The organism is Butyricicoccus faecihominis, from assembly GCF_014648015.1.
GTDB classification, from domain to species: domain Bacteria; phylum Bacillota; class Clostridia; order Oscillospirales; family Butyricicoccaceae; genus Agathobaculum; species Agathobaculum butyriciproducens.
In genome coordinates, this window is the sequence record NZ_BMQH01000003.1 from 241,166 (window position 1) to 266,168 (window position 25,003).

Consider the following 25,003-nt stretch of genomic DNA (forward strand, 5'->3'; position numbering starts at 1 on the left):
ATCGGCTCCTGTGCAGCAATATTCTTAGTTTCCATGATAGCATTCTCCCTTTCCTGTCACTTTTTGACGATTTTCAATGTATTCGGCTGACGGTCGGCTTCTTCGGCAGGATCGCCGTGATAGCCGATCGTGGTGCTGTTGTAATTTTTATACAGTCCCAACTTCTGCAGCTTGGACAGCGGAACGCCTTCGCCCTCGCGGCGGCCGCAGCGCGGACATACTTCACCGATAATGCCGGTATAGCCGCAGATCGGATCGCGGTCGATCGGGTGGTTGATCGCGCCGTAGCCGATGCCGGCTTCCTTCATCGCGCGAACGACAGCCTCAAACGCTTCGAGGTTCTGCGTCGGGTCGCCGTCCAGCTCAATGTAGCTGATGTGGCCGCCGTTGGTCAGCTCGTGATACGGCGCCTCGCGGGTGATCTTCTCAAATGCCGAAATCGGATAGTAAACCGGCACATGGAAGGAGTTGGTGTAGTAATCGCGGTCGGTAACGCCGGGAATCGTACCGTATTTCTCACGGTCGATCTTGACAAATCGGCCGGACAGACCCTCTGCCGGGGTAGCGATCAGCGAGAAGTTGAGGTGGTATTTCTCGGTTGCCTCGTCCATGCGCTGACGCATGTGACCAACGATTTCCAGACCAAGGTTCTGCGCCTCGTCGCTCTCGCCGTGGTGTACGCCGATGAGCGCCTTGAGGCACTCCGCCAGACCGATGAAACCGAGCGTCAGTGTGCCGTGCTTAAGCACCTCGCCAACCTCGTCATCCGGACCCAGCTTTTCGGAATCCATCCATACGCCCTCGCCCATCAGGAACGGGTAGTTGCGCACGCGCTTGCCGCACTGGATGCGGAAACGGTCGAGCAGCTGGTCGATTACGAGGTCGATCTTGCGGTCGAGGTCCTCAAAGAACCAGTCCAGATCGCCGTGGCTGCGGATTGCAATGCGCGGCAGGTTGACCGACGTGAACGACAGGTTGCCGCGGCCGTAGGTGATCTCACGGGTCGGATCGCACACATTGGACATAACACGCGTGCGGCAGCCCATGTAGCCGACCTCGGTCTCCGGATGACCCGGCTTGTAATACTGCAGGTTAAACGGCGCATCGAGGAACGAGAAATTCGGGAACATACGCTTCGCGGAAACGCGGCATGCCAGCTTGAACAGGTCGTAGTTCGGGTCGCCCTCGTTGTAGTTGACGCCTTCCTTGACCTTGAAAATATGAATCGGGAAAATCGGGGTCTCACCGTTGCCCAGACCGGCCTCGGTCGCAAGCAGCAGCTGCTCCATGACCAGACGGCCCTCCGGAGAGGTATCCGTGCCGTAGTTGAGCGACGAGAACGGAATCTGTGCACCTGCACGCGAGTGCATAGTGTTCAGATTGTGAACCAGCGCTTCCATCGCCTGATAGGTGCCCTTGCGGGTCTCCTTATCCGCGTACTTGCGAGCAAACTTCATGCACTTTGCAACCGTCTTTTCGTCAAGCGTCTCGGAAAGTGCCTTAGCCATCGCCTCGTCATAGCCGTTGCCGCCTGCCAGACAAGCCCACTTGCCGGTCTCCTGCTCGACACGCTCGGTCAGCGCACGCGCATCTACCTCGTTGTTGTCGTCCTCGCCGAACACCTCGAGGGCCTTGGCGAGATTGTCGCGGAACAGCTTGCGGAAGGTCTTGCGCACACCCGGCGCCATCGAGTAATCGAAGTTCGGCACGCTCTGACCGCCATGCTGGTCATTCTGATTAGACTGGATAGCAATGCATGCCAGCGCAGAGTACGAACGGATGTCGTTCGGCTCGCGCAGGAAGCCGTGGCCGGTGGAAAAACCGTCGCGGAACAGCTTCAGCAGGTCAATCTGACAGCAGGTGGTGGTCAGCGTCAGAAAATCCAGATCGTGGATGTGGATATCACCCTCGCGGTGTGCCTTGGCGTGTGCCGGATCGAGGATGAACATCTCGTAGAACTGCTTGGCACCCTCGGAGCCGTACTTGAGCATGGTTCCCATCGCGGTATCACCGTCGATATTGGCGTTCTCGCGCTTGACGTCGTTCTCGAGCGAGGACTTGAACGTCAGATCCTCGTACACCTTCATCAGACGGGTGTTCATCTCACGCACGCGGGTGCGCTCGTTGCGGTACAGGATGTACTTCTTGGCCGTGCGGGCATGTCCGCTTTCGATCAGAACCTTCTCAACAGTGTCCTGCACCTGTTCAACGGTGGGAGTTTCGGTTCCAGCAGTCTCCTCCAGCGTTTTTTCGACCTGCTCTGCCAGCTCCTGCGCCATATCGTGGTCCTGGCCGCCGGAGGCCTGTGCTGCGCCGAAAATTGCATTTGTGATCTTGTCGATCTCAAAGGGAGCCATGCGCCCGTCCCGCTTGACGATCTGCTGAATCATAAAGAAAAATCCCTCTCTCATACAAAAACCGCCTAACGGCGATTTCTTGATTATTTACTAAATTATGTAGTGGTGCATTCAATATCGCACAACATCTTGTGTCTGCTTATCTCTTGCTTATATATTCTACCGCCGAAACACCGCCCTGTCAAGGCGCTAAATTCTTTTTGGCACATTTGCAAGAAAAGCACTATTTTTATTGGAGCATTCTCTAAACTTTTCCTCTTGACTCGAAAAATTTATCAAAAAAGCGCGACAAATTCCACAAAGTTTCTCCTTTATTTTCTCTGTGGTAATTTCTCCCGCAAAAAAGCGGATACACTATATATGGTATCCGTTCTATTCCCCATCGCAAGACGAAAAAAGAACCCCGGAACAGGATTCCGAGGTTCTTTGGTTTCGATCAGAAAATGATCTTATGCCTTGCCGTTGCAGCCCAGAACATTGATCAGCTTGTGGGTAACCATGTCCTTGACAGCCTGACGAGCCGGCTTCAGGTACTGGCGCGGGTCGAAGTGATCCGGATGCTCAGCGAAGTGCTCGCGGATAGAAGCGGTGATAGCCAGACGAATATCGGAGTCGATATTGATCTTGCAGACGGACAGCTGTGCAGCGTGACGCAGCTCTTCCTCCGGAATGCCGATTGCATCCGGCATCTTGCCGCCGAACTTGTTGATCTTGTCAACAAACTCACGCGGTACAGAAGAGGAACCGTGCAGTACGATCGGGAAGCCCGGCAGACGCTTGGAAACTTCCTCGAGTACGTCGAAACGCAGCGGAGGCGGAACCAGAATGCCCTGCTCGTTGCGGGTGCACTGATCCGGGGTGAACTTGTAAGCGCCGTGAGAGGTGCCGATTGCGATAGCCAGAGAGTCACAGCCGGTGCGGGTTACGAACTCCTCAACCTCTTCCGGATGGGTGTAGGAGGAATCCTCAGCGGAAACCTTAACGTCATCCTCTACGCCAGCCAGGGTGCCGAGCTCAGCCTCGACAACAACGCCGTGAGCGTGAGCGTACTCTACGACCTTCTTGGTCTCCTCGACGTTCTCGTCGAACGGACGGGAGGAGCAGTCGATCATAACGGAGGTGAATCCGCCGTCGATGCAGGCCTTGCAGGTCTCGAAGTCCGGGCCGTGGTCCAGATGCAGAGCGATCGGAATGTCCGGGCACTCCTTAACAGCAGCCTCTACCATCTTAACGAGGTAGGTGTGGTTTGCGTAAGCGCGTGCGCCCTTGGATACCTGCAGGACTACCGGAGCGTGCTGCTCCTGGCAAGCCTCGGTGATACCCTGAACGATCTCCATGTTGTTCACGTTGAAAGCGCCAACAGCGTAGCCGCCGTCGTAAGCCTTCTTGAACATCTCAGTAGTAGTAACTAAAGGCATGGGAATACTTCCTTTCTGATAAAAACTGAATCTTAAAAATTCTGCTTTTATTCTATCAGTTAAGCATGCTAAAATCAAGTCCATATCCAAAAAATCCTGTCATTTTTTCGCCGAATTCCTGCGGCAACTTTGCCAAAATTGCCAAACCTGCCGAAAACGCAGGATTTTCATTGATTTTTTTCATATTATATGATACTCTTTATGAGTAAGAAAATGCATGGCACAGCTCTGCGTTTTAATTTGCTTAGGAGGTTTTATCAATGAGTGAACTGAAAGGCGCTTGCGTCATCGGTCAGTCGGGCGGCCCGACTTCCGTAATCAACTCTTCTGTTCTGGGTGCGCTGGAGGCAGCACTGGACAATCCGTCCATCACCCGCGTATTCGGCATGGCACACGGCATCAAGGGCCTGCTGAACGACGACCTGTATGATATCGACAAGGAAGACCGCGACGAGCTGGCTCTTCTGCGCTACACCCCGTCCTCTGCACTGGGCTCCTGCCGCTACAAGCTGGCTGATCCGGATGTTGATGACACCGATTACAAGCGCATCCTCGAGATCTTCAAGAAGTACGACATCCGTTACTTCTTCTACAACGGCGGCAACGACTCCATGGATACCTGCAACAAGGTTTCCAAGTATATGATGAAGTCCGGCTACGAGTGCCGCGTAATGGGCATTCCGAAGACCATCGACAATGACCTGTTCGGCACCGACCACTGCCCGGGCTTTGCTTCCGCTGCTAAGTATATTGCTACTTCCTGCATGGAGATCTATCAGGACGCTCGCGTATACGACACCGGCATGGTCTGCGTCGTAGAGATCATGGGCCGTCACGCTGGCTGGCTGGCAGGTGCTGCCGGTCTGGCTACCGCTATGGGCGCAGGTCCGGATCTGGTTTACCTGCCGGAGACCGACTTCGACATGAAGAAGTTCCTGGCTGACGTAAAGCGCATCTATGACGAGAAGGGCAACTGCCTGGTAGCTGTTTCCGAGGGTATCCACTACGCTGACGGCTCCTTCGTATCCGAGGCTAAGACCTCTGCTACCGACGGCTTCGGCCATGCACAGCTCGGCGGTCTGGCTTCCATGCTGGCTGACACCGTTAAGAACGAGCTGGGCTGCAAGGTTCGCGGCATCGAGCTGAGCCTGCTGCAGCGCTGCGCTGCTCACTGCGCTTCCAAGACCGACGTTGACGAGTCCTATATGTCCGGCAAGGCTGCTGTTGAGAACGCAGTTGCAGGCAAGACCGACTACATGCCGGGCTTCAAGTGCACCCGTGACGAGAACGGCTACAAGTGCGAGATCGAGCTGCTCCCGCTGTCCGAGGTTGCCAACACCGAGAAGAAGGTTCCGCGTGAGTGGATCAACGAGGAAGGCAACGGCGTAACGCAGGAGTTCGTTGACTACGCTCTGCCGCTCATCAACGGCGAGAACGTTGGCCCGAAGGTATCCGGTCTGCCGCGCTTCGCTAACCTGAAGAAGATCAAGGCTGAGGCTTAATCTTTTCGGTTTAACTGAACAGAGCGTGCCTTGCGGTGCGTAATCAAAACGGGTAGAGCCGCAAGGCTCTGCCCGTTTGCTTTTAAGAGGAATTTCCTGTATGAATCTTTTTCAATCCAAGAAAAATCTGCTGCTGCTCGTATCTTCGGTCATCGTCTGGCTGGGCACCTGCCTGCTCGCCATGCGCTGGAATACTGTGTATGACGGTGCCATCGGCGGCTTCCCGACCTATCTGTGGGTGTTCGCGCCGGTTGCGCTCATCTTCAACATTTTTATGAACAGCAGACCCAGTAATCCCGACGGCAGGGACCACAGCCGCTGGGCGCAGGCGCTACTCGTCTTTCTGGTGGCGCTGATGCTGTTTATTGCCCTGCTGTCCGGCATGAACCCGCTGTATGAGATCAGCTTCTGGTGGATTGCGGCGCTGATCGTGCTGTCCTTCATCGGCCTGCTGATCGGCAAGTGCATGAACCACCCTCTGCAGGAGGCTTCGCTGCGGCAGTCCGCCTATACCATCTTCCTGCTGTACCTGTCCTACGCCATCGCGCAGCTCGGCATGATCGCCGTGCTGCATCCGGTGTCCGTTGACGAAATCATCCGCACCGGACAAGCGGCAGGCGGTGCAAGCGGCGAATACGTCGGTCGGCTGACCAGCGATACCGCAGAGCACCCTCTCGGCGTGTATTTCTTCACTAGCGCGGATAAATCGCAGTGGTACTACTACGATGTGCTGACCGGCGAAGCCGCTGCCGATTATCACAGTTCCTACGAACCCGCTTAATAAATCGAGGTGTTCCTATGTTTGAAATCATCAAGGATCCGACCTTTTCCGCGCGCAATATCCCGCTCGGCATCCTCGAAGTCACCTATCCCGACCGCTCCGCATGGGATATAACGAAATTTTACGACCTTGTTCACGCAGAACTGGATGCCCTGCGCGAAAAGTATGCCGACTACGACCGCAAGGCTGTTTTCGGTGAAAATCCGTATTTTCGCTTCTTCAAGAAGTTCAAGAAAACCTATCCGGTCATGCAGCAGTTCGAGTCGGTAATGTTCAAGGGACGTCCGTTCCCGGAGGAGGACCCGGTGATGGGTGTTCCCTTCCTGCTGGAGCTGACCACGTTCGTACTCTCCGGCACACATGATATCGACCGCATGGACGGTCCGCTGACCATCTTCACGCCGAGCGAAAAGCTGCCGTTCCTGGGTATGCGCGCCGCAAGCACGCATACCTACCCGAAGGACATCTGCGGACGCGATAGCTCGGGTATCATTTTCAGCATGATCGCCGGTGCGGACGACCGAACCTGCATCCATCCGGACAGCCGCCATGTGTTCCATCCTGTATTCGGCACGCCGGATACCGATAAGGCGGTTATCGAGAACGCACTCCGGCGGCTCGAGTTCTTCGTGAAGGTTCTGGCGCCGAATGCGGTCGCAGAAAGCACAATTCTGTAACGAATTTACACTCAGGTTTTCTGTTTTCGTAGGGCGGGGTGCCCTCAGAATAGTTTAACCCTTAACTGCAAAACAAAAAAGCTCTCTGAACAAAGTTCAGAGAGCTTTTCTTATCTGTGCTTACTTTTTCAGCGTTTTTGCAAAGCTGTCCTTAAGGGTAACAATGCGGTTGAATCTGCCGCTCTCGCGGTCCTTGCAGTAATAGCCCATACGGACAAACTGGAAGCGCTCGCCTTCCTTGGCATCAGCCAGCGACGGTTCGAGCTTGCAGCCGGTCAGCTTCTTGAGCGAATCCGGATTGAGATAATCCAGATAATCCGTGCCCTCCGGTACGTCATTAACGTTCTCGAGGGTGAACAGATTATCGTACAGATACAGGTCCGCATCGATGGCGTGCTCGGCAGATACCCAGTGAATGGTGCCCTTGACCTTGCGGCCGTCCACCGGCATGCCGTTGCGGGTCTCGAGATCAGCCGTGCAGCGGATTTCCACGATCTCGCCGTTGTCGTCCTTGACGATCTCATTGCACTTGACAATATACGCGCCCATCAGTCGAACCTCGCCGTCCGGCTTGAGGCGCTGGAACTTCGGAGGCGGCACCTCAGCGAAGTCGCTCTTTTCGATATACAGCTCACGGGTGAACGGAACCTTGCGGCTGCCTGCTTCCTCATTGCGCGGATTGTTCGGCACTTCGAACTCCTCGCACTGACCCTCCGGATAGTTGGTGATAACCAGCTTGACCGGCTCGGTGACTGCCATGCGGCGCAGCGCGGTCTCGTTCAGCTCCTCGCGGATGCAGTGCTCGAGCAGCTTGATGTCAACCAGCGAGTTGGCCTTTGCGATGCCGGCGCGCTGTACAAAATCGAGGATGGCGCTCGGCGTGTAGCCGCGGCGGCGCAGCGCACACAGCGTAGGCATACGCGGATCGTCCCAGCCCTCAACGTGCTTTTCAAATACCAGCTGGCGCAGGTAACGCTTGGACATAACGGTGTGCGTTACGTTCAGGCGGGCAAACTCGCGCTGCTTGGGATGATGCGGCAGCGGGCAGTTGTCAACCACCCACTCGTACAGCGGACGGTGGTTCTCAAACTCAATCGAGCACATGGAGTGCGTGATGCCCTCAAGTGCGTCCTGAATCGGGTGTGCAAAGTCGTACAGCGGATAGATACACCACTTATCGCCCTGACGGTGATGATGTGCACGCACGATGCGGTAAATCGCCGGGTCGCGCAGGTTCATGTTCGGACTTGCCATGTCGATCTTGGCACGCAGCGTCTTAGAGCCGTCGGCAAACTTGCCGTCGCGCATGTCCTGGAACAGCTGGAGGTTCTCCTCAACCGAACGGTCGCGGTACGGACTCGGCTTGCCCGGCTCGGTCAGAGAGCCGCGGTACTGGCGCATTTCCTCCTGCGTCAGATCGTCAACATACGCCTTGCCGTCCTTGATCAGCTGTACCGCGCAGTTAAAGCAGGTTTCAAAGTAGTCCGAGCCGTAGTACACACCGCCGCTCGGCTCCTCGCCGGTCAGCCACTTGATGTCCTCCCAGATGGAGTCTACATACTCGGTATCCTCCTTGACCGGGTTGGTGTCGTCATAGCGCAGATTGAACAGGCCGTTGTATTTTTTCGCGATAGACCAGTTGATGAAGATCGCCTTTGCCGAGCCGATATGCAGATAACCGTTCGGCTCCGGCGGAAAGCGGGTGTGGATGCGCTCGGAAAGACCGTTTTTAATATCCTCGTCGATGATTTCTGTGAGGAAGTTGTTTACATTCTCTAACATTTATTATTCTCCCTTGGAATTGAGAATTGAAAATGGAAAATTGAAAATTGCGGTATCGCGCTGCGCGCGATGATTTAATTCCGCCCTTTGGGCGGCTCCTTCATTCTCCATTATCCATTTTACATTTTCCATTATTCAGAGCGCATCTGCGCACTTAGACAGGCGTTCCAGAACCTTATCCTTACCCAGAATACCCATTACGGTCTGGAGGTCCGGTGCGTTCTGGCGGCCCGCCACTGCTACGCGGACAACCATGGACACATCACCGACGGCGCCCTTATAGGCGGACGGGTCAGCCTTATACGCCTTGGTATCGGCGGCGTAGCCGTGTGCAGAAGCGATCTGCTTCATCTTGTCGAAGAAGCCGTCCGGCGTATCGTTCTCGTCGAACATGCCTGCAAAATCGCTCAGAATCGCCTTGGCGTCCTCGGCGGAAACGCGCTCCGGCATGGTGTAATCCGGCTGGAACAGCTCGTCGAACATGAAGTCCATGTAGCCCTTGGCATCCGACCACAGCGCGAGGTCCTTGCGCGGCTTTTTGCCGCCGCGGCCGATGGCGAGGTACGCCTTGGAGAACGCCGGGTCGCGGGTCAGCAGTGCGTTAAATTCCTTGTCGTTAACAGCAGACCACTCGGCAACGTAATCGTATACCTGCTCTGCCGTCATGCGCGAAATAACGTTCTTGGAAACGTCGCGCAGCTTTTCGATGTCAAACAGCGCACCCGAGCCACTCATCTTCTTGGTGGTAAACTGGAAATCGTTCATCGGCAGGTCCGGATTTGCGCGGCGCCACTCCTCGAAGTTGGAGTTGAGGAGCGTCATCAGGTACTCGAGAACCGCCGGTACCGGATAGCCCTCCTGCGCGTAGAACGTCAGAGCCAGTTCCGGGTCCTTGCGCTTGGACAGCTTGCGCTTGCCGCCGGTCTCCGGGTCGATCTTCATCAGCTGGGCGGTGTGTGCGTACTTGGGCGCCTTCCAGCCCATCGCGCGGAACAGCTGCAGGTGTACCGGCAGCGTTGCCAGCCACTCCTCGCCGCGGACAACGACGGTCGTGCCCATCAGATGGTCGTCCACAACGTGCGCAAAGTGGTAGGTCGGGATGCCGTCGGACTTGAGGATAACCACGTCCTGATCGTTCTCGGTGACTTCCATCTTGCCCTTGACGAGATCCTCGTGGCGGATCTTGTGCTCAATGCTGCCCTCCGAGCGGAAACGGACAACATACGGCGTGCCCTTGGCAAGCTCTGCCTCGATGTCCTCCATCGGACGGTCGCGCCATACGGCGTACTTGCCGTAGTAGCCGAAGTTCTCCTTGTTCTTCTCCTGCTGCTCGTGTGCGGCGGAGAGCTCCTCCTCGGTGCAGAAGCACGGGTACGCCATGCCGCGCTGCACGAGGGACCTGACGAAGGTCTGGTAGATCTCGGCACGCTGGCTCTGGCGGTACGGACCGTAGATGCCGGTCTCACCGTCAGTCGTTGCACCCTCGTCGAACGGCAGGCCGAACGACTTGAACGCGTCGATGATCATCTGTACGCCGCCTTCTACCTCACGCTTGCGGTCGGTGTCCTCAATACGCAGATAAAATACACCCTTGGACTGGTGCGCCAGGCGCTCATCCACCAGTGCACCGTACAGGTTGCCGAGGTGCATGAAGCCGGTCGGGCTCGGGCCCATGCGGGTTACCTTTGCACCCTCGGGCAGCTCACGCTTGGGATAGCGGGCCTCCATCTCCTCCGGCGTGGTATTGATATGCGGAAACAGCAGTTCCGCCAAACGGTTGTAATCCATTTATTTCTCACTCCAACTCGTTAGACTGCGCGGAGACGCGGTTTGTGCGCTCCACGAGTGTTTTTCCCATAATAGTATTATTTTAGCACACGATTGCGGTCTGTGCAAGACGTAAACTGCGGTTTCGCTGCTTCCTGCGCATATAGAATGGGTGCCAACCTTTGGCGGGAAGGTTCGCCGCACCCGCGGCGGCGGGCAAGAGGGTAGACACCTGCGGTTTCTACCCTCTTAACTCCCGTTTCCCTTTGTTTCTTAACTTGACGCAGACCGGAGATCGGCGACCGCTCCGAAATAAAGGAACGGCAGTCGAGTTACCTCAGCGTTTGTTTCGCAACATATACGCAGTTCACAGATAACTTACTGCTACACAGGTCGGAGGGTCAACGCAGGCGCGACATAACAGTGTCGCGCAACTCGTAAGTCTGGAGTTTGCGGACAGCACCTACGGATTAGGCGTTCGGTGCAATTTATCCTCGCAGGTGCCGTGCGTTACAACGTGCCAAGGATTTGCGCGGCACTGCTATGCCGCGCCTGCGTAGAGTAAACCGCCTGTGTAGCAGTACGCTGTCTGTGAACTGCGAAAACGCGGAGAAAGACACGCTGAGGTAACCCGACTGCCGTTCCCCTATTTCGAAGCGGTCGCCGCTCTCCGATTTTCGCCAGGATAAGAAATAAGGGAAAGGTAGGAGTTCAAAGAGGAAGGGAAACCGCAGGTGTCCCTTCCTTTTTGCCCCAGCCGCGGGTGCGGCAGTCTCCCGCGCTCCGCAGAGCGCAACTCTCCGCTGAGGTTCAGCGAAAACCTCCCCGCCCGTTAGGGGCGAACACGCTGACGCAGTTCGCGCACCCCACTCAGCCGGTGCTGAAAAAACTCCCGCCCGGACAGGGCGTATTGCTGACGCAACTCGTGTGCCCCAGTGAGTCGGTGCAGAAAAACAAAGAAAACGGCACAGCTTACGCCATGCCGTTTCTGTTTTACGGATTCTCCGCCGGAGCATTCGTACCGTTCGCCGTATCCGGCCGCTTCGCCGCGTTATTGTTATCTCCGGTCACGGCGTCTGCGCCATCGCGGATGGCGTTGCCAACATCGTCCACCGCATCTCCGACGGCGTTGCCTGCATCGTCCACGCCTTCGCGGACATCATCACCGACGGTATTCGTATTGGTGTCGTGCCGCTCATCAACAGCGTTGTTGGTGCCATTGTTGGTGCCATTGCCGTTGTCTGTGCCGTTATCCTTGCTGTTGCTGCCGCAGCCGCAGACGAACAGCATCGTCAGCGCCGCCAGCAGGGCGATCAGCTTTTTCATAGCAGTCCCTCCTAATCTGTTTCCGTTAGTATGAGGCTGCTTTTTCAAATTTATGCACCGAAATCAATTTTTTTAAGATGATGTAATACGACCGAGCAGGTCAGTCCCGTCACCAGTCCGAGCGGCACGCTCATCACGAGCAGGAACGGCAGATATGCGATCACGGCCCAGTTTTTCAGCCAGATCACAGCCGCTGCCATCTGCCCGATATTATGCGCCGCAGCGCCGCCTACGCTCACGCCGAACAGCGAGCAGAATCTGCCTTCGGCTTTGAGCAGGATCCCCATCACGATGAGCGACAGCAGACCGCCGAACAGCGAGAACAGGAACGCCGACACGCTGCCCATCAGCAGCGAGGAAATGGCAACGCGCGTTACCACGATGGCGAATGCGTCTCTCGCGCTCAGCCGCGTGAGCGCAAACAGCGTCACCACATTCGCCAGCCCTAATTTGACGCCGGGCACGGGCACGATGGCATCCAGCGGGAACATGCGCTCGACGAGCGAGAGCACGACAGCCACCGCTGCCAGCATGCCGCAGAGTGTCAATCGTTTTGCATTTTTCATGTGCTGCACCCCTTACGATACCACAGCGTCGATGCCGCTGTCATTCACGCCGACCAGCTTGAGCACCACGCGGTGCGGCAGACAGACCGCCGCCTGTCCGGCATGGGTAAGTGTACCAGTGCGCACGCACACCTGATCCCGACAGTCCGCGTCCGCCATTTTCGCTGTTTTGCCCGAGAGCACAATGGTGTTGCCGTCCAGCTTGATCGTGCGGTCGGTCGCATCGGTCAGCTGTACCCGCTCGATGAGCGTATCGTTCTGCCAGACCTCGGCGTACAGCTTGTCGCCGGAGCTGTGGAACGCCAGCGCTGCCGCCAGCGCGCCTGCCATTACCAGAACCACGCCGATGATGACGAAATCACCGAATTTCAGCTTATTCCGCATAGTTGTATCCTTTTTTCTCGCCGAGGAACTCAAACGCGTAGTCCCCTGTCTTGGATGTGGTGTACACCTGCTTGTCCGAGGTAATGAACACCGCTGCAATCTCGTTTTCCTCGCAGAATTTCATGCCCTTATCCAGACCCATGACGAACAGCGCCGTTGTCAGCGCATCCGCCCTGGTCGAGCAGGGATCAACGACGGTCACGCCGCGCAGGCCGCTGTCCGCCGGATACCCTGTTGCGGGGTCAAAAATGTGGTGGTAGCGTTTGCCGTCCTGCTCAAAAAAGCGCTCGTAATCGCCCGAGGTAACAACCGAGCCGTCACGCAGCGACACCACCGCAATCGAGTCCGTGTTGTCATCCGGATCGGCAATGCCGATGTTCCAGTTGTCCGTGCCGCTGTCTGCGGTTTTGCCGCCGTACATCTCGACATTGCCGCTCAGCCGCGCCAGAACGTGCCACTGATCCGAGGTATCGCTTTCCACCATTTCGTGCACGATGTCGCCTGCATAGCCCTTGCCGATACCGCCCAGATCGACCTGTGCGCCGTTCAGCAGCTGCACCTGATTGTTGCCGAGCAGCTTGACGTTCTGATAGCCGACATGCGTCAGCGCTTCATCAATCTCGCTCTGCGCGGGCACACGCGCGTTGTCCGTGCCGATGCCCCATAGGTCGGTCAGCGGCGCCATCGTCGGGTCAAACGCACCGTTTGTCATCTCGGCATACTCGAGCGCTTTCTCAAGCGCGGTGTATGTGTCATCGCTCACCTCGGTCGGCTGACCGTTCGCGTGGTTCAGCTTGTAGAGATCGCCCGCCTGCTGCGTGCGCGAGAGCGCCGCGTCCAGCTGGTTGACGCGCTGCTCGATCTTAATCGCCATGTCCTCTGCCGCGCTTTCGCTCTTTTCGCTCGACACATCGACCGACATATAGGTGTCCATCGCAAAAAAGTCCTCGGTGGTAGTGTAAAGCTGTGCACTGCTGCCGCTTGAGCCGCAGCCGGACAGCGCAAGCAGCAGCATCGCCGCTGCAAGATAGCGTTTCATAACATTGCTCCTTATATATACGAAATCATTGTACATTATAGCCTATCTGCATACAACACGCAAGTAGCATAGAAAACAAAAAACAGCACCGAACCGTCGGCTGTCGGCGAAACTACAGTTTTCTTAACACTTTCCGAAATATCCACAGTATATCTACCGATTTCAACCTTTTGATTTGGTCGTGACACCAAAATGAAACCAAACGGATTTTAGATTTTTCAAATGGCTTCAAGAAGCTCTACTGCTGCAGCTTCTGCGGATTCCAACACATGAATATAGGTGTTATAAGTAACAGATATATTCGCGTGTCCGAGCCACTTGCTTACTACGGTAATCGGAATACCGGCGTTAAGTGCCTGTGTAGCAAAGGTGTGACGAAGCTGGTGAAGTGTGAACGGCTTGTCGATACCGGCATACGCCAATACGCGACGCAGAACACGGCGAAGCTGGTCGCTGCTCAGTGTTGTACCCTTGCGCGTTACCGCAACGGAATCGCTGACAATATCCATTTCACGATAGACAGCTTTCAGACTGTTCAAAGCGGCAATCGCTTTTGTGTTCAACGGCACAATGCGGTTGCCGCTTGCCGTTTTGGTACACTTAATCCGTGCTTTCTTATGCTTGATACGCACGCCGTCCTTGTCGCGGTCGTAGACCATCGACAGATTTTTGTTCACCGTAACAATTCTGCTTTCAAAATCAATGTCAGACCATTTGAGTGCTAAAAACTCACCGCACCGCAAACCGGTATGCACCAGAAAGACCAATGCGTGTGCCTGCATGATACAGGGTCTACCATTTTTATTTTTCATTTCTGCAATCCGTTCGACTGCCCGCACTTCGTCGCTTTCCAGCGCAACAATTTCGCGTTCCGGTTTAAAGGTCGCTTTCTTCGGCATCTTGACATTGTGCATAGGATTCCGTGAGAGATCGCCCTCAGAATGAGCATAAGAAAAAATTTTGGAAAGAATGATATAAATGATTTTGACAACAGTGAGCGAAAGCGTCTGACTCTTTTCAACAAGCAGTTTTTGCAACTGCTCACTGTGAATAGACGCAAGCTGCATTTTGCCAAACGCAGGCTTAATATGCGTCAAATAAGCACTTTCGTATTTGTCGAAGCTGCTGTCCTCAACCGAGTGCAGCTTGAAAGTGTATAACCACTGGTCGGCGTAATCACCGAACCGCCTGCTTGTGCTTTTGACAAGACCTTTTGCAGCGTCCTTTTTGAGTTCGCGCAGCTTGCGCTTTGCTTCGGATTCGCTCTTAGCGTACACAACACACGGTTTGAGCATATTCACGCTCTTATACTTTGCTACCCAGCGGCCGTCTTTTCGCTGGTATATACTGCCCTCTCCATACTTTCTTTTTGGTTTCTGTATTGCTGTAATCATCGTTTACTCCTTGTGTTTGTAACGGTGATGGCACAGCCAACAACGCTATTATTATATCATATCAATCATAAGATTGTAAGCGACATATTTACACTCCATTCTGCCGCAGGTAGCATTCTGCGCTCGTATTCTTACACTTGCCGATTGACTTACGACACCTCTCACCCGAATCTTATTCCGCCGGTGGGGAGTATCCTTTTCCGCTGTTCTCGCCACGCCGGTAGCTGACCGGCTGTTTTATCGAAGCGGCTTGTCGGTTGCCCGACACGGAAAATTCGTTACAGATGGAGCTTTATTCAGTTGTCAAAGTCCAATTAACCTCCTGCTTTTTGCTATTCGGCCTGTCTGTGCATTGCGTTACTATGCATATTTGCTGACAAGCCATGTATCACCGAAACCAAAATTAAAGAAAGCTAAGATAAGTATGGAGTTTAGGCTTTCATCTTTGATTGGGATTCTATCATGCCGTATATACGAAACAAAGTCAATCGGGGCAGGAATTGTTCACATTTGATTCATAATTAAACTTTGGTACACAGAAAAGTTGCAAAAATGCAATATTCTTGTCCTCGTAACACTTTGCAATCGAACATTTGTTGCATAGTCCTAAATCGGCAGTTTCGGCAAAGCAAAAGTGGTCAAATAATTGACCACTTTCCGTAAAAATATTTTGGTTTTCCCGACAATTCGGACAAATAAATTCCGAAACGCACCTGTACAGAACAGATGTACAGCGGCGCGTTAAGGGGGAGAGGAACGAAATCCGCGCCGCCCGCGTCTTTCCTCTCCCCCTGCTGCGGTTGATGGATAACTCCCTTGCGGCAGTTACCCACAGCCGCAGCACCCCCTCACCATTCTCGCGGCGGCGAGCGCAGAGAGAAATCTTTTGAAGTCTATAACAGTAGACCCTTTGCGACGCGGACAGTCTACAATTTTGAACAATTACTTGTTTAAGTACAAAAGGACTTTTGTTGAAATTGACAAAGTAATAATTGACAGATACCAAGCAACTTAGTATAATTTAATTAACTAAAAACCCAAACTCTTAGGAGAATGGCAGAAATGGCAAAACAGAGGAAACTCTGCGGCGCAAAGCTATAGGGTCTAAACGATTGCTCTGCAATCGCATGACAGCCAGCTGCCTAACCAGTCCCCGCATTTTAAGAAACAGCGCAATACTGTGTGGACTACTATCCATGTGGTATTGCGCTCTTTTTTACCTGTTTGGGCGCAAAAGAAAGGGAGCGATCGAAAAATGAAACGCACACGAATCAGCGTATTGCTTGTAATAGCCTTGCTGTTGCAGCTATACGCACCACTCACGGCAGGCGCAGCGGACTTTACGCCAAACCCACAGACGGAATATGCCAAACGGTTTATTGCCGCCTGTGATGGACAGACCTGGTTCATCAATGAGATTGAGCGTTTGCTGAACGCCCAGCAGCGCACACTGGATACCATCACCGGAGCGGAAGACCTTGTGGAGATCAAGAGCATTGGTCTAAAAGGTCAGAACATCACCGGACATATACCGGCTGCAATCGGGGAACTTAGTGAATTGCGGTATCTGTTCCTCTCGGATAATCATTTGAGCGGAGATATTCCGTCTGCGCTCTATACGCTCCCGAAACTGCAAAATGTAGACTTGGGCGGCAATGATTATGCAGGTGCGATTCCTTCCGAGTTTGGTACAATGCCCGCATTGAAAACGCTGGTTCTAAAAGATAACCAGTACACTGGTACGATACCGGACACGATTTTGAGCAATACCCAGATTGAGGTGCTGAACCTCATGGGAAATCAGTTGACCGGCGGTTTTCCTGCGGCAGTTGCCGGTATGAGCAGTCTGAAATACTTGAACCTTTCGGAAAATGCTATCGGCGGTACGATTCCCGACCTGTCCGCGCTGAATAACCTTATCTCGCTTTCGGCGTGGCAATGCGGATTGACCGGCACGATTCCCGAAACGCTGTACTCGCTTTCTGGTTTGCAGATTTTAGACTTGTCTGAAAACAAGCTGGAAGGCGAAATCTCTGCCGGTATTGCTAATCTGGCAGACCTGCAATATCTCGCGCTGGACACGAACCCTCTGCGCGGTGTCTTACCGGACGCATTTACGCAGACTGCGTTGACCGAGATTCATTTGGAAAACACTTATTTGCGCGGTTTTGTTCCTGCTACGCTCAAAGCACGGCATGACGCAGGTGCAAAGGTGTATCTGAACAATAACTACATGACCGGCGCTGTCTTAAAGGATATGCCGAACAACAGCGGCAACTTTACAGATGGTGCAGCAAGTGAACAGCATCAGCTTGCCGGCACTCGTTCCACGGTTACTGTCAGCAAGGACGGCACGGTAAATCTGTATGCGCTGCTGCTGAACAAGTCGCTGACTACCGGCAGCACGGCAAAGGTGCTGCTTAGACCGGACGAGTATGTTGTCACCTTCGATGATACCAAGGTGCAGGTTACTGCGGATAGCAGCGGTATCTATGTGAAGGCATTGACGGATATTCCGCTGAATACGAATTTCAGTATCACAATCCAAATCAAGGACAACACCGGCTCTGAATATTCCAAGGTGAAGCTGACCCTCACTACTGATGTTACCAGCGGTGGCGGCGGTGGTATCGGCGGCGGTGGCGGCGGCACAACCGAAACGCCCAAGGCAGAACACAAGCTGTATATCAACGGCTTTACCGATGGTATGTTCCATGCCGAACGCAATATCACCCGCGAACAGACCGCGAAAATGCTGATTGACGCGCTGGAAAAGGAAACCGCCGAACCGGAGCAGTCCTCGTATACCGATGTTGCCAACAACCGCTGGTCGTATCGCTGGGTAGAAGCAGCGTCCAAGGAAGGCTACATGGTAGGCTATAACGGCGGCGTGTTCAAACCGGAATTTGCAATCACTCGTGCAGAGATGGCAACAGCCTTGTCGCGTATCGCAGCGAAGGAAGGCTTGATTATGAACGGCAGTACCAAGACCTTCTCTGATGTGGCAGACGGCAAATGGTACAGCAGCTATATTCGTCAAGCGGTGCAGTACGGCTTAATCAGCGGCTATACGGACGGCACCTTCCGACCGGAGCAGTACATCACCCGCGCTGAAACCGTAACGATGATAAACCGTATGCTCGGCAGAAACTATGAAACGGCAACCGAACTGCACAGCATGGCTTGTCCGTTCCCCGATGTCAGCCAGAGCAACTGGGCGTATGGCAACATCATGGAAGCCGCTATCACGCACAAGCACTGATAGAAAGAATTAGAAACGGAAGAACTCCTGAATAGTTGGAGGTAAACTTATGAAGAAAGCATTAGTCCGCAGAGTAGTTTCTCTGTTCCTGTGCTTTTGCATGGTGATTGGATTCGTGCCAATCATTGACGCGCAGGCAGCAGAAATCAAGGGCGGCACATTCGACCCGCATACCGGTTATCTGGAACTGGAATTTGGGTATCAGCTTACGCAGTATGTGAATATCAATGTCTATGTCCGCAGTCCTTCGGACGATGGATTGAAGAAAGAATTTGTCGGCTCGATTGTAGAGAATTATCTGCTCTCCGGTGCAAACGATGTTAAAGCATGGCTTCCCGAAGATTCACCGGACACTATGGTATCGCCCTACACACCGGCTACAAAAACGGACGGCGGTTTGGTAGAACTGTCCGAGGACGGCATTTATCAAGCAGACAAGAACTTTGCCGGTGAAGATATTGAGCCGGTATCCATGATGAAGCACACGCTTATATGGGATGGCTCTCTCAATGGTATTCCGATTATCGGTCCGAACCTCGATGAAGATGTATTTTATCTGACCGTAGAAATTGAACCGCTCGGCAGACCGGATAAGAATGTCGAGTGTACCGGCAGTGATGACAGCCACACGCACGGTCAGAACTATACTTGGCCGCAGAAGCAGGAGAACGGCAAGAAAAAGTTTGCGGTCAGTACCGAACTGCTGGTAGACTACCGTGATTATGTTGTCGGTGAAGATGGCACGGCAGCATTCCTCATGCTGGAAGGCAGCTTGTCCGATGAAGTACGCAAGAAGCTGTACGAGCAGTTTGTCAGCGGCAGTCTGGCGTGCAATGAATTGACCGGTTTCCCCGAACTGGAAGGCTTGGTGCTGGACTACCAGAACCTTGACCCTGTAAACATGGTAACAGGTGCATACAACTTCATGTACGAGGACTTGAAGCTGGAAGGCATTATCCCGCTGACCTTCCTTCGTGTTTACAACTCGCGCTACGACAAGGGTGCGCTGGGTACTGGCTTTACGCACAGCTATGACTATTCGCTCATCAATGACCGTGGTATTATCCGTGTGACAATGCCTGGCGGTGAGGAGCAAATCTTCCTTACGCTCCGTGGCGGCGGCTATGATTCTCTGGCAGACAGCGGCTTTGTTCTGGAAGATGCGGCAGGCGGCTACCGCATGACGCACGAGGACGGCGCAGCGTTCATTTTCTCGAATGACGGCAAGCTGCAAACCATCTCTAATCCCGATGGTACGCAGGTAGCACAGCTTACCTACAACGGCGATGAACTGACCGAGATTGACGGCATTGCAGGCAGCTATACGCTGGCATGGTCGAACGGACATATTTCGTCCGTGACCGATAACGCAGGCCGCACCGTATCGTATGAGCATGACAACGATCTTCTGACCGGCGTTACCAATGCGGACGGTGATACGCTGCACTATACCTACGATGGCGACGGCTATCTGAACAGTGCTACCGACTTTGAAGGCGAAGTCTATATTAAGAACGAGTATGACGGCATAGGCCGTGTGGTAAAGCAGACATTTATCAATGCGGACATTCCCACTGTTTCTAACGTTTCCTATGACGATGAAGCGCGTGTTACGACCTGTGTAGATGCTAATGGGCTTGAAACGCGCTACTACTACGATAACCACCGCAACATTCAGAAAATCGGAACAGTTATCGACGGCACGGAATACACCACCGCCAACACCTATGACGGCGATTATCGCGCCAACTCTGCAAGCGACCGTCTGAACGGTGCAACCGCATACGAGTATGACAGCAATGGCAATGTGACGAAAGTTCGCTATGCGGACAATACCGCTATGACGCTGACTTATACGGTAGGCGGCGATATTGCGTCTATCACGGACGCGCTCGGCAATACGGAAACCTATACCTACTCCGGACACAGCTTGACCGAGTTCCGCGATAAGAACGGACATACCACTTCGTACACCTATAATGCACTCGGTCTGCCGATTACGGTTACGGACGCACTCGGCAATCAGACTACCTATGCGTATGACGATAAGGGACGGCAGCTTTCTGTCACTGACGCAGAAGGCGGCGTTACCAGCTTTGAATACGATGCCGTAGGCCGCATTGTTGCAGAGCATACCAAGGTGAGTGATTCAGCAACCGCAACGACCAGGCATACTTACTCCAAGGCGGGCAAGCTGCTGAAAACCGTAGACGCGCTGGGCGGCGAAACCTCGTATGAGTACAATGCCAACGGCTTTACCACCTCGACCAAGGACGCGCTCGGCGGCACGGTAACGACCGAATATGGCACGAACGGCGAACCGCTCAAACGCACGGATGCAAATGGCAACGAAACCACCTGTGAATATGACACGGATACCGCACAGCTTGTATCGGTAACAGACGCAGAGGGCAACGAAACCCGCTACACCTACAACGACCGCGGCCTGCTTATCCAGACTACGGACGCGGAAGGCAATGCGACTACCTATGAATATGACGCACTCGACCGTGTAGCAAAGACGATTGACGCGCTGGGCGGCGAAACGACCTATGCGTATGACAGCATGGGACGCACGGTTTCGGAAACCGACGCAGAAGGCAACAAGAAAACCTACACCTATGACGCGCTCGGACGAACCAAGACCGAAACCGACGGTGCAGGCAACAAGACAACCTATACCTATGACCCTGTTGGCAATCTGCTTGTCACAACGGACGCAAACGGCAATGAAACCAAGACCGAGTACAATGCCCTCAATGCAGCAGTAAAGCAGATTGACGGCGAAGGCAACGAAACCACCTACACTTACGACAAGGTAGGACGGCTGCTGACCGAAACAGACGCGCTCGGCGGCGTTACCGCGTACACCTATGACCTTGCGGGCAATCAGCTTAGTGTTACCGACCCCGAAGGCAATGCGACAAAGTATATCTATGACCTGCTGGGACGCGCTGTAGAGCAGATTAACGCAGACGGCAGCAAGACCCGCACGGTGTATGACGCGCTGGGACGCACGACAGAAAGCTATGACGAACTCGGCGGTAAGACTGCTACCACCTATGATGCGAACGACAACCAACTCACCGTCACTGACCCGAAAGGCAACAAAACTTCGTATCAGTACAACCGCAAAGACCAGATTACGGTTATCACCTATGCGGACGGCGGCGAAACCCGCTATACCTACAATGCGCTCGGCAATGTCAGCGAAGTAACCGACCAGAACGGCAATGCAACCAAGTATACCTATGACACACTCGGCAGAACGCATACCGAAACCAACGCAATAGGTGTCGTGACCGAATACGGCTACGACAAGGTAGGCAATACGGTTTCTATCACCAAGGACGGAACGGTAATCGCAAAGAGCGAGTACGACGGTGCATATCGTGTGGTAAAAACGATTGACGGACTGGGTAATGCAGGAACCAAGCAGTATGACGGTGTAGGCAATGTTCTGGTTTCCACTGACCGTGAAGGCAATGCAACACAGTATGCCTACGACAAAAACTATAACCTGCTCAAGACCACCGACGCAGAAGGCGGCGTGTCCTCGTCTGCTTATGACGCGCTGGGTCGTGTAGTTTCTGCAACCGATGAAAACGGCAATGCAACGACCTACACCTATGACAAGAACGGCAATGTGCTGACCGAAACCGACGCGCTTTCCGGTGTTGTTACCAACACCTATGATGCGCGCGACAGAGTAGCAGCAACTACGGACAAGCTGGGTGCAACGACTACCTACACCTATGATGCAGCCGGTAATCTCCGTAAGGAAACCGACGCCAATAATGCGTATGCCGTTTATCAGTATGACGCGAACAATAATCTCATTCAGTACACCAACCGCAACAACGAATGGGTGAAGTATGCGTATGACTGCATGAATCGGCAGGTCAAGGAAACCAACCAGCTTAACCATGCAACCGAGTACGAATACGACCTTGCAGGCAACCAGACGGCGGTAATCGACGGCAACAAGAACAAGACCGTATACACCTATGACGGCTTGAATCGCCTTGTTTCCAAGACCAACGCCGAAGGCGGTATGTTCGAGTACCGGTATGATTCGTTCGGCAACACCGCAGGTGCGACGATGTATGGTGGCGGTGACGAGAAGGCCACGACCACTTATGCTTATGACGCAGCGGGCAATCTGCTGACCGAAACCTCTCCGCTTGGCAGCGTGACTACCTACACGCATGACAAGGAAGGCAATGTGCTGACGCAGGTTGACGAGAACGGCAAGCAGACCGCGTACACCTATGACAAGCTGTATCGCATGGTTTCCCGCAAGGACGCGGATGGTACTGCGACCTTTGCCTATGACAAGGCGGGCAACATGACCTCGGCCAAGGACGGAAACGGCACGGTAGCATTTGCGTTCGACGCACTTTCCCGCACTACCAAGGTTACGAATGAGGACAGCACGACCACGGCGTACACCTACGACGCGGCAAGCAACCGTCTGTCCATCACCTACCCCGACGGCAAGGCCGTTACGACCGCGTATGATATTCTCGGCAATGTGAAGTCTCAGACCGACCACGACGGCACAGGCATTACCTACACGCGCGACGCGGAAGGACGCACAATCAAGGAAGGCCACAGCGACGGCAGCACGACCGAGTATGACTATAACGCCGCTGGTCTGCTGACGCTGCAAAAGGAAGTTACCAAGAGCAACAGCACACGCCGTCAGACTGCGTATACCTATGATGACGCAGGCAATATCGTAAGTGAAAACCGTTCCGGTGTAGACATTGACAAGAAGGACGAGTTGGTACGCTACTACTACGACAAGGCAAACCAGCTTATCCGTACCAATATCGAGGGCAAGAATACAAAGTATTCCTACGACCTTGCAGGCAATCTGCTTTCCGATGGTACGAACACTTACACCTACGACCTGCAGAACCGTTTGACCAGCAAGACCGGTAAGGACGGCACGACCACTTATACCTATGACGCGGCGGGCAATCTGATTAAGAAGGCTGCACCGGACGGCGCGACCGAATATACCTACACGGCACAGAACAAGCTGAAAACCGGCAAGACCGAGGACGGCCAGAGCAGCACCTACACTTACAATGCGCTCAATGCACGCATTAAAAATGTACAAGTGCGTGACAACAAGAATGCCGGCCATGCAAACTCCGACTTGAAGGACGGCTCGCATGGCACCGATTATCTGGACTTCTTGATGGACGGACGCTTTTTCTGGCAGCGCACATGGGAAACCGAGGTAGGCACGACCTTCCAGAGCAACTTTGAAACCGTAACAAAGAACTATGTTGTAGACTATCTTTCTGCGGCTAACCGTGATATACTGGTAACAGAGGACGGCAGCTTTACACAGCGCTATGTGTACGATGAGAACAGCACCCGAATCTCCGCAGAGTATGGCTATGCAGTCGGCACGAAGCGCGGCGAAGGCGGCGAAAACCTGCAAAGTGACTTTGCTGCAAACGATGTACGCAAGGTGTGGTATCGCACCAGCCACCTTGGCAGTACGCTGTTTGCCGTAGACGAAAACGGCAAGGTAATCTCGCACACGATCTATGACCCGTGGGGCAATCCGCTGACCGAAACTTACACAGATACGAATTTCAGCGGTATTGATAACTCTAACAATTACACCGGCTACACTTGGGACGAAGTGCTTGACCTGTATTTCGCGCAGAATCGTTTCTACGACCCTGCCGACCACAGGTTCACGCAGGAAGACCCCATCAAGGACGGCGAGAATTGGTATGCGTATTGCGGGAATAATCCTATCAATGGTGTCGATCCTTTCGGAACTTCTATTTGGTCTGACGCCAGTGCGCAAATTAAAAAATGGGGAACATCTGCAAAGAACTGGACAACCGAGCAATTAAATAAAGCAAAAACATGGATTAAAGAGCGAGTACAGTCTATAATAGCAACTGTTAAAAGTTATACAATGCATTTTACAGACTCTACTCGAAGACAAGATGTAGTCCGTGGCATGGTTGCGTCTGCTTTTATCAATATGGCTGGAAAGCAAACTGATTTGTTAAAAGCTCTGGTGAATACTCGCCGAATATCCATTGCTCTACCTACACAACAGGAATTGAAATCAAATCTTACCAATAGTAGTAAAATCAATTCGTATTTTCTTAATCGGTCTAAATTCAAAGATTCTTACTACTTAGGAAGAATGATAGGCGATGGCATTGTTGCTGCCGCAGGAATTGGTCTAAGTGCAAAGTCTATTTTTGAAATGTTTGTTGGTGGAGGTATGGCAGGTATTGGTACTGCCACAGCACCTACAGGAATTGGTGTTGCAATTATGGGTGTTGGCGCTGCATTAACAGCTGATGGCGTCATTACCGCAGGTGCGGGAATATCTATTGCTGTTGCAGCAGCAGATAGCTTTGGTGGCGATTCCTATAATTTCAGCTATTATCACAAATTAGATTGTGAGAAGCTAACGAAAAAATGGAATGAAATCTTGTCGAAGTGCACCAAAAGAAACGAAACCAAGGGCAACCACATCATGTATGAAAGAAATAATTCTAAAGGTTTCTCTACGGCTAAAAAAGACTTTGATTCTTTGAATTTGTCACACATTAAGACAAGTATCAATAGCAAGGGTAAAACAACCTATATTGGCACTGGTGCTAATGGAACCACATACAACCTTCATTGGAGTAGCACGGAAAGTCGTTGGTGTTTGCAACAGGGAAAAATTAAAATAAGGTATTAAGAATCACGGAAT

The 25,003-nt window shown here is 53.3% G+C and carries 15 protein-coding genes and 1 riboswitch; of the genes, 5 read left to right on the top strand and 10 right to left on the bottom strand.

Features of this window, described 5'->3' with window-relative positions:
- Positions 1–56 precede the first annotated feature (56 nt).
- The 3 genes from IEY11_RS04460 to IEY11_RS15050 all read right to left on the bottom strand — a co-directional run bounded on the left by IEY11_RS04460 (position 57) and on the right by IEY11_RS15050 (position 3,959).
- On the bottom strand, positions 57–2,390 hold the full coding sequence (locus IEY11_RS04460) for an anaerobic ribonucleoside triphosphate reductase (RefSeq protein ID WP_188885949.1): 2,334 nt from the start codon (positions 2,388–2,390) through the stop codon (positions 57–59).
- Positions 2,391–2,806: 416 nt separating this feature from the next.
- Positions 2,807–3,775 carry a class II fructose-1,6-bisphosphate aldolase gene (gene fba / locus IEY11_RS04465; RefSeq protein ID WP_117487900.1) on the bottom strand — a complete coding sequence of 323 codons (969 nt, stop codon included), beginning with the start codon at positions 3,773–3,775 and terminating at the stop codon, positions 2,807–2,809.
- Between the two features lie 55 nt (positions 3,776–3,830).
- Positions 3,831–3,959 carry a hypothetical protein gene (locus tag IEY11_RS15050; RefSeq protein ID WP_256372130.1) on the bottom strand — a complete coding sequence of 43 codons (129 nt, stop codon included), beginning with the start codon at positions 3,957–3,959 and terminating at the stop codon, positions 3,831–3,833.
- Positions 3,960–4,035: 76 nt separating this feature from the next.
- Between IEY11_RS15050 and IEY11_RS04470 the strand changes: the two genes are divergently transcribed.
- The 3 genes from IEY11_RS04470 to IEY11_RS04480 all read left to right on the top strand — a co-directional run bounded on the left by IEY11_RS04470 (position 4,036) and on the right by IEY11_RS04480 (position 6,735).
- On the top strand, positions 4,036–5,277 hold the full coding sequence (locus IEY11_RS04470) for a 6-phosphofructokinase (protein ID WP_116705116.1): 1,242 nt from the start codon (positions 4,036–4,038) through the stop codon (positions 5,275–5,277).
- Positions 5,278–5,377: 100 nt separating this feature from the next.
- Positions 5,378–6,058 carry a hypothetical protein gene (locus IEY11_RS04475; protein ID WP_188885901.1) on the top strand — a complete coding sequence of 227 codons (681 nt, stop codon included), beginning with the start codon at positions 5,378–5,380 and terminating at the stop codon, positions 6,056–6,058.
- 17 nt (positions 6,059–6,075) lie between these two features.
- Positions 6,076–6,735: a hypothetical protein gene (locus tag IEY11_RS04480; protein ID WP_188885902.1), complete on the top strand. Its 660-nt coding sequence runs from the start codon at positions 6,076–6,078 to the stop codon at positions 6,733–6,735.
- A gap of 120 nt (positions 6,736–6,855) precedes the next feature.
- Here the strand turns inward: IEY11_RS04480 and IEY11_RS04485 are convergent, their stop codons facing one another.
- The 7 genes from IEY11_RS04485 to IEY11_RS04515 form a co-directional block, all read right to left on the bottom strand.
- Entirely contained in the window at positions 6,856–8,517 is a 1,662-nt protein-coding gene (locus tag IEY11_RS04485) for a glutamine--tRNA ligase/YqeY domain fusion protein (RefSeq protein ID WP_118729561.1), read from the bottom strand.
- Positions 8,518–8,652: 135 nt separating this feature from the next.
- Positions 8,653–10,305 (bottom strand): glutamate--tRNA ligase, encoded by a 1,653-nt coding sequence (gene gltX, locus IEY11_RS04490; protein WP_188885903.1) that lies wholly within the window; start codon positions 10,303–10,305, stop codon positions 8,653–8,655.
- Positions 10,306–11,277: 972 nt separating this feature from the next.
- The gene (locus tag IEY11_RS04495) at positions 11,278–11,610 is read right to left on the bottom strand and encodes a hypothetical protein (RefSeq protein ID WP_188885904.1); all 333 of its coding nucleotides are present in this window, start codon (positions 11,608–11,610) and stop codon (positions 11,278–11,280) included.
- A gap of 50 nt (positions 11,611–11,660) precedes the next feature.
- Entirely contained in the window at positions 11,661–12,176 is a 516-nt protein-coding gene (locus tag IEY11_RS04500) for a Gx transporter family protein (protein WP_118479424.1), read from the bottom strand.
- Between the two features lie 12 nt (positions 12,177–12,188).
- A complete protein-coding gene (locus tag IEY11_RS04505; protein WP_188885905.1) occupies positions 12,189–12,560 on the bottom strand; it encodes a NusG domain II-containing protein in 372 nt (123 codons plus the stop codon).
- On the bottom strand, positions 12,550–13,599 hold the full coding sequence (locus IEY11_RS04510; protein WP_188885906.1) for an FAD:protein FMN transferase: 1,050 nt from the start codon (positions 13,597–13,599) through the stop codon (positions 12,550–12,552). Before IEY11_RS04510 ends, IEY11_RS04505 begins: the two co-directional genes overlap by 11 nt.
- 218 nt (positions 13,600–13,817) lie before the next feature.
- Positions 13,818–14,993, bottom strand: coding sequence for a tyrosine-type recombinase/integrase (locus IEY11_RS04515; RefSeq protein WP_194461861.1), 1,176 nt, complete (start codon positions 14,991–14,993; stop codon positions 13,818–13,820).
- Between the two features lie 1,054 nt (positions 14,994–16,047).
- A riboswitch (cyclic di-GMP riboswitch) is annotated at positions 16,048–16,139 on the top strand.
- A 109-nt stretch (positions 16,140–16,248) separates the two neighbouring features.
- Between IEY11_RS04515 and IEY11_RS04520 the strand changes: the two genes are divergently transcribed.
- Together IEY11_RS04520 and IEY11_RS04525 are read left to right on the top strand one after the other, a co-directional pair.
- Entirely contained in the window at positions 16,249–18,255 is a 2,007-nt protein-coding gene (locus IEY11_RS04520; RefSeq protein ID WP_188885908.1) for an S-layer homology domain-containing protein, read from the top strand.
- A 49-nt stretch (positions 18,256–18,304) separates the two neighbouring features.
- A complete protein-coding gene (locus IEY11_RS04525) occupies positions 18,305–24,991 on the top strand; it encodes an RHS repeat-associated core domain-containing protein (protein ID WP_188885909.1) in 6,687 nt (2,228 codons plus the stop codon).
- The last annotated feature ends 12 nt before the right edge of the window (positions 24,992–25,003 follow it).

Excerpts from the sequence above, each read along its gene's own strand:
- IEY11_RS04460 (WP_188885949.1), bottom strand. The coding sequence starts at position 2,390 with ATGATTCAGCAGATCGTCAAGCGGGACGGGCGCATGGCTCCCTTTGAG.
- fba (WP_117487900.1), bottom strand. The coding sequence starts at position 3,775 with ATGCCTTTAGTTACTACTACTGAGATGTTCAAGAAGGCTTACGACGGC.
- IEY11_RS15050 (WP_256372130.1), bottom strand. The coding sequence starts at position 3,959 with ATGAAAAAAATCAATGAAAATCCTGCGTTTTCGGCAGGTTTGGCAATT.
- IEY11_RS04470 (WP_116705116.1), top strand. The coding sequence starts at position 4,036 with ATGAGTGAACTGAAAGGCGCTTGCGTCATCGGTCAGTCGGGCGGCCCG.
- IEY11_RS04475 (WP_188885901.1), top strand. The coding sequence starts at position 5,378 with ATGAATCTTTTTCAATCCAAGAAAAATCTGCTGCTGCTCGTATCTTCG.
- IEY11_RS04480 (WP_188885902.1), top strand. The coding sequence starts at position 6,076 with ATGTTTGAAATCATCAAGGATCCGACCTTTTCCGCGCGCAATATCCCG.
- IEY11_RS04485 (WP_118729561.1), bottom strand. The coding sequence starts at position 8,517 with ATGTTAGAGAATGTAAACAACTTCCTCACAGAAATCATCGACGAGGAT.
- gltX (WP_188885903.1), bottom strand. The coding sequence starts at position 10,305 with ATGGATTACAACCGTTTGGCGGAACTGCTGTTTCCGCATATCAATACC.
- IEY11_RS04495 (WP_188885904.1), bottom strand. The coding sequence starts at position 11,610 with ATGAAAAAGCTGATCGCCCTGCTGGCGGCGCTGACGATGCTGTTCGTC.
- IEY11_RS04500 (WP_118479424.1), bottom strand. The coding sequence starts at position 12,176 with ATGAAAAATGCAAAACGATTGACACTCTGCGGCATGCTGGCAGCGGTG.
- IEY11_RS04505 (WP_188885905.1), bottom strand. The coding sequence starts at position 12,560 with ATGCGGAATAAGCTGAAATTCGGTGATTTCGTCATCATCGGCGTGGTT.
- IEY11_RS04510 (WP_188885906.1), bottom strand. The coding sequence starts at position 13,599 with ATGAAACGCTATCTTGCAGCGGCGATGCTGCTGCTTGCGCTGTCCGGC.
- IEY11_RS04515 (WP_194461861.1), bottom strand. The coding sequence starts at position 14,993 with ATGATTACAGCAATACAGAAACCAAAAAGAAAGTATGGAGAGGGCAGT.
- IEY11_RS04520 (WP_188885908.1), top strand. The coding sequence starts at position 16,249 with ATGAAACGCACACGAATCAGCGTATTGCTTGTAATAGCCTTGCTGTTG.
- IEY11_RS04525 (WP_188885909.1), top strand. The coding sequence starts at position 18,305 with ATGAAGAAAGCATTAGTCCGCAGAGTAGTTTCTCTGTTCCTGTGCTTT.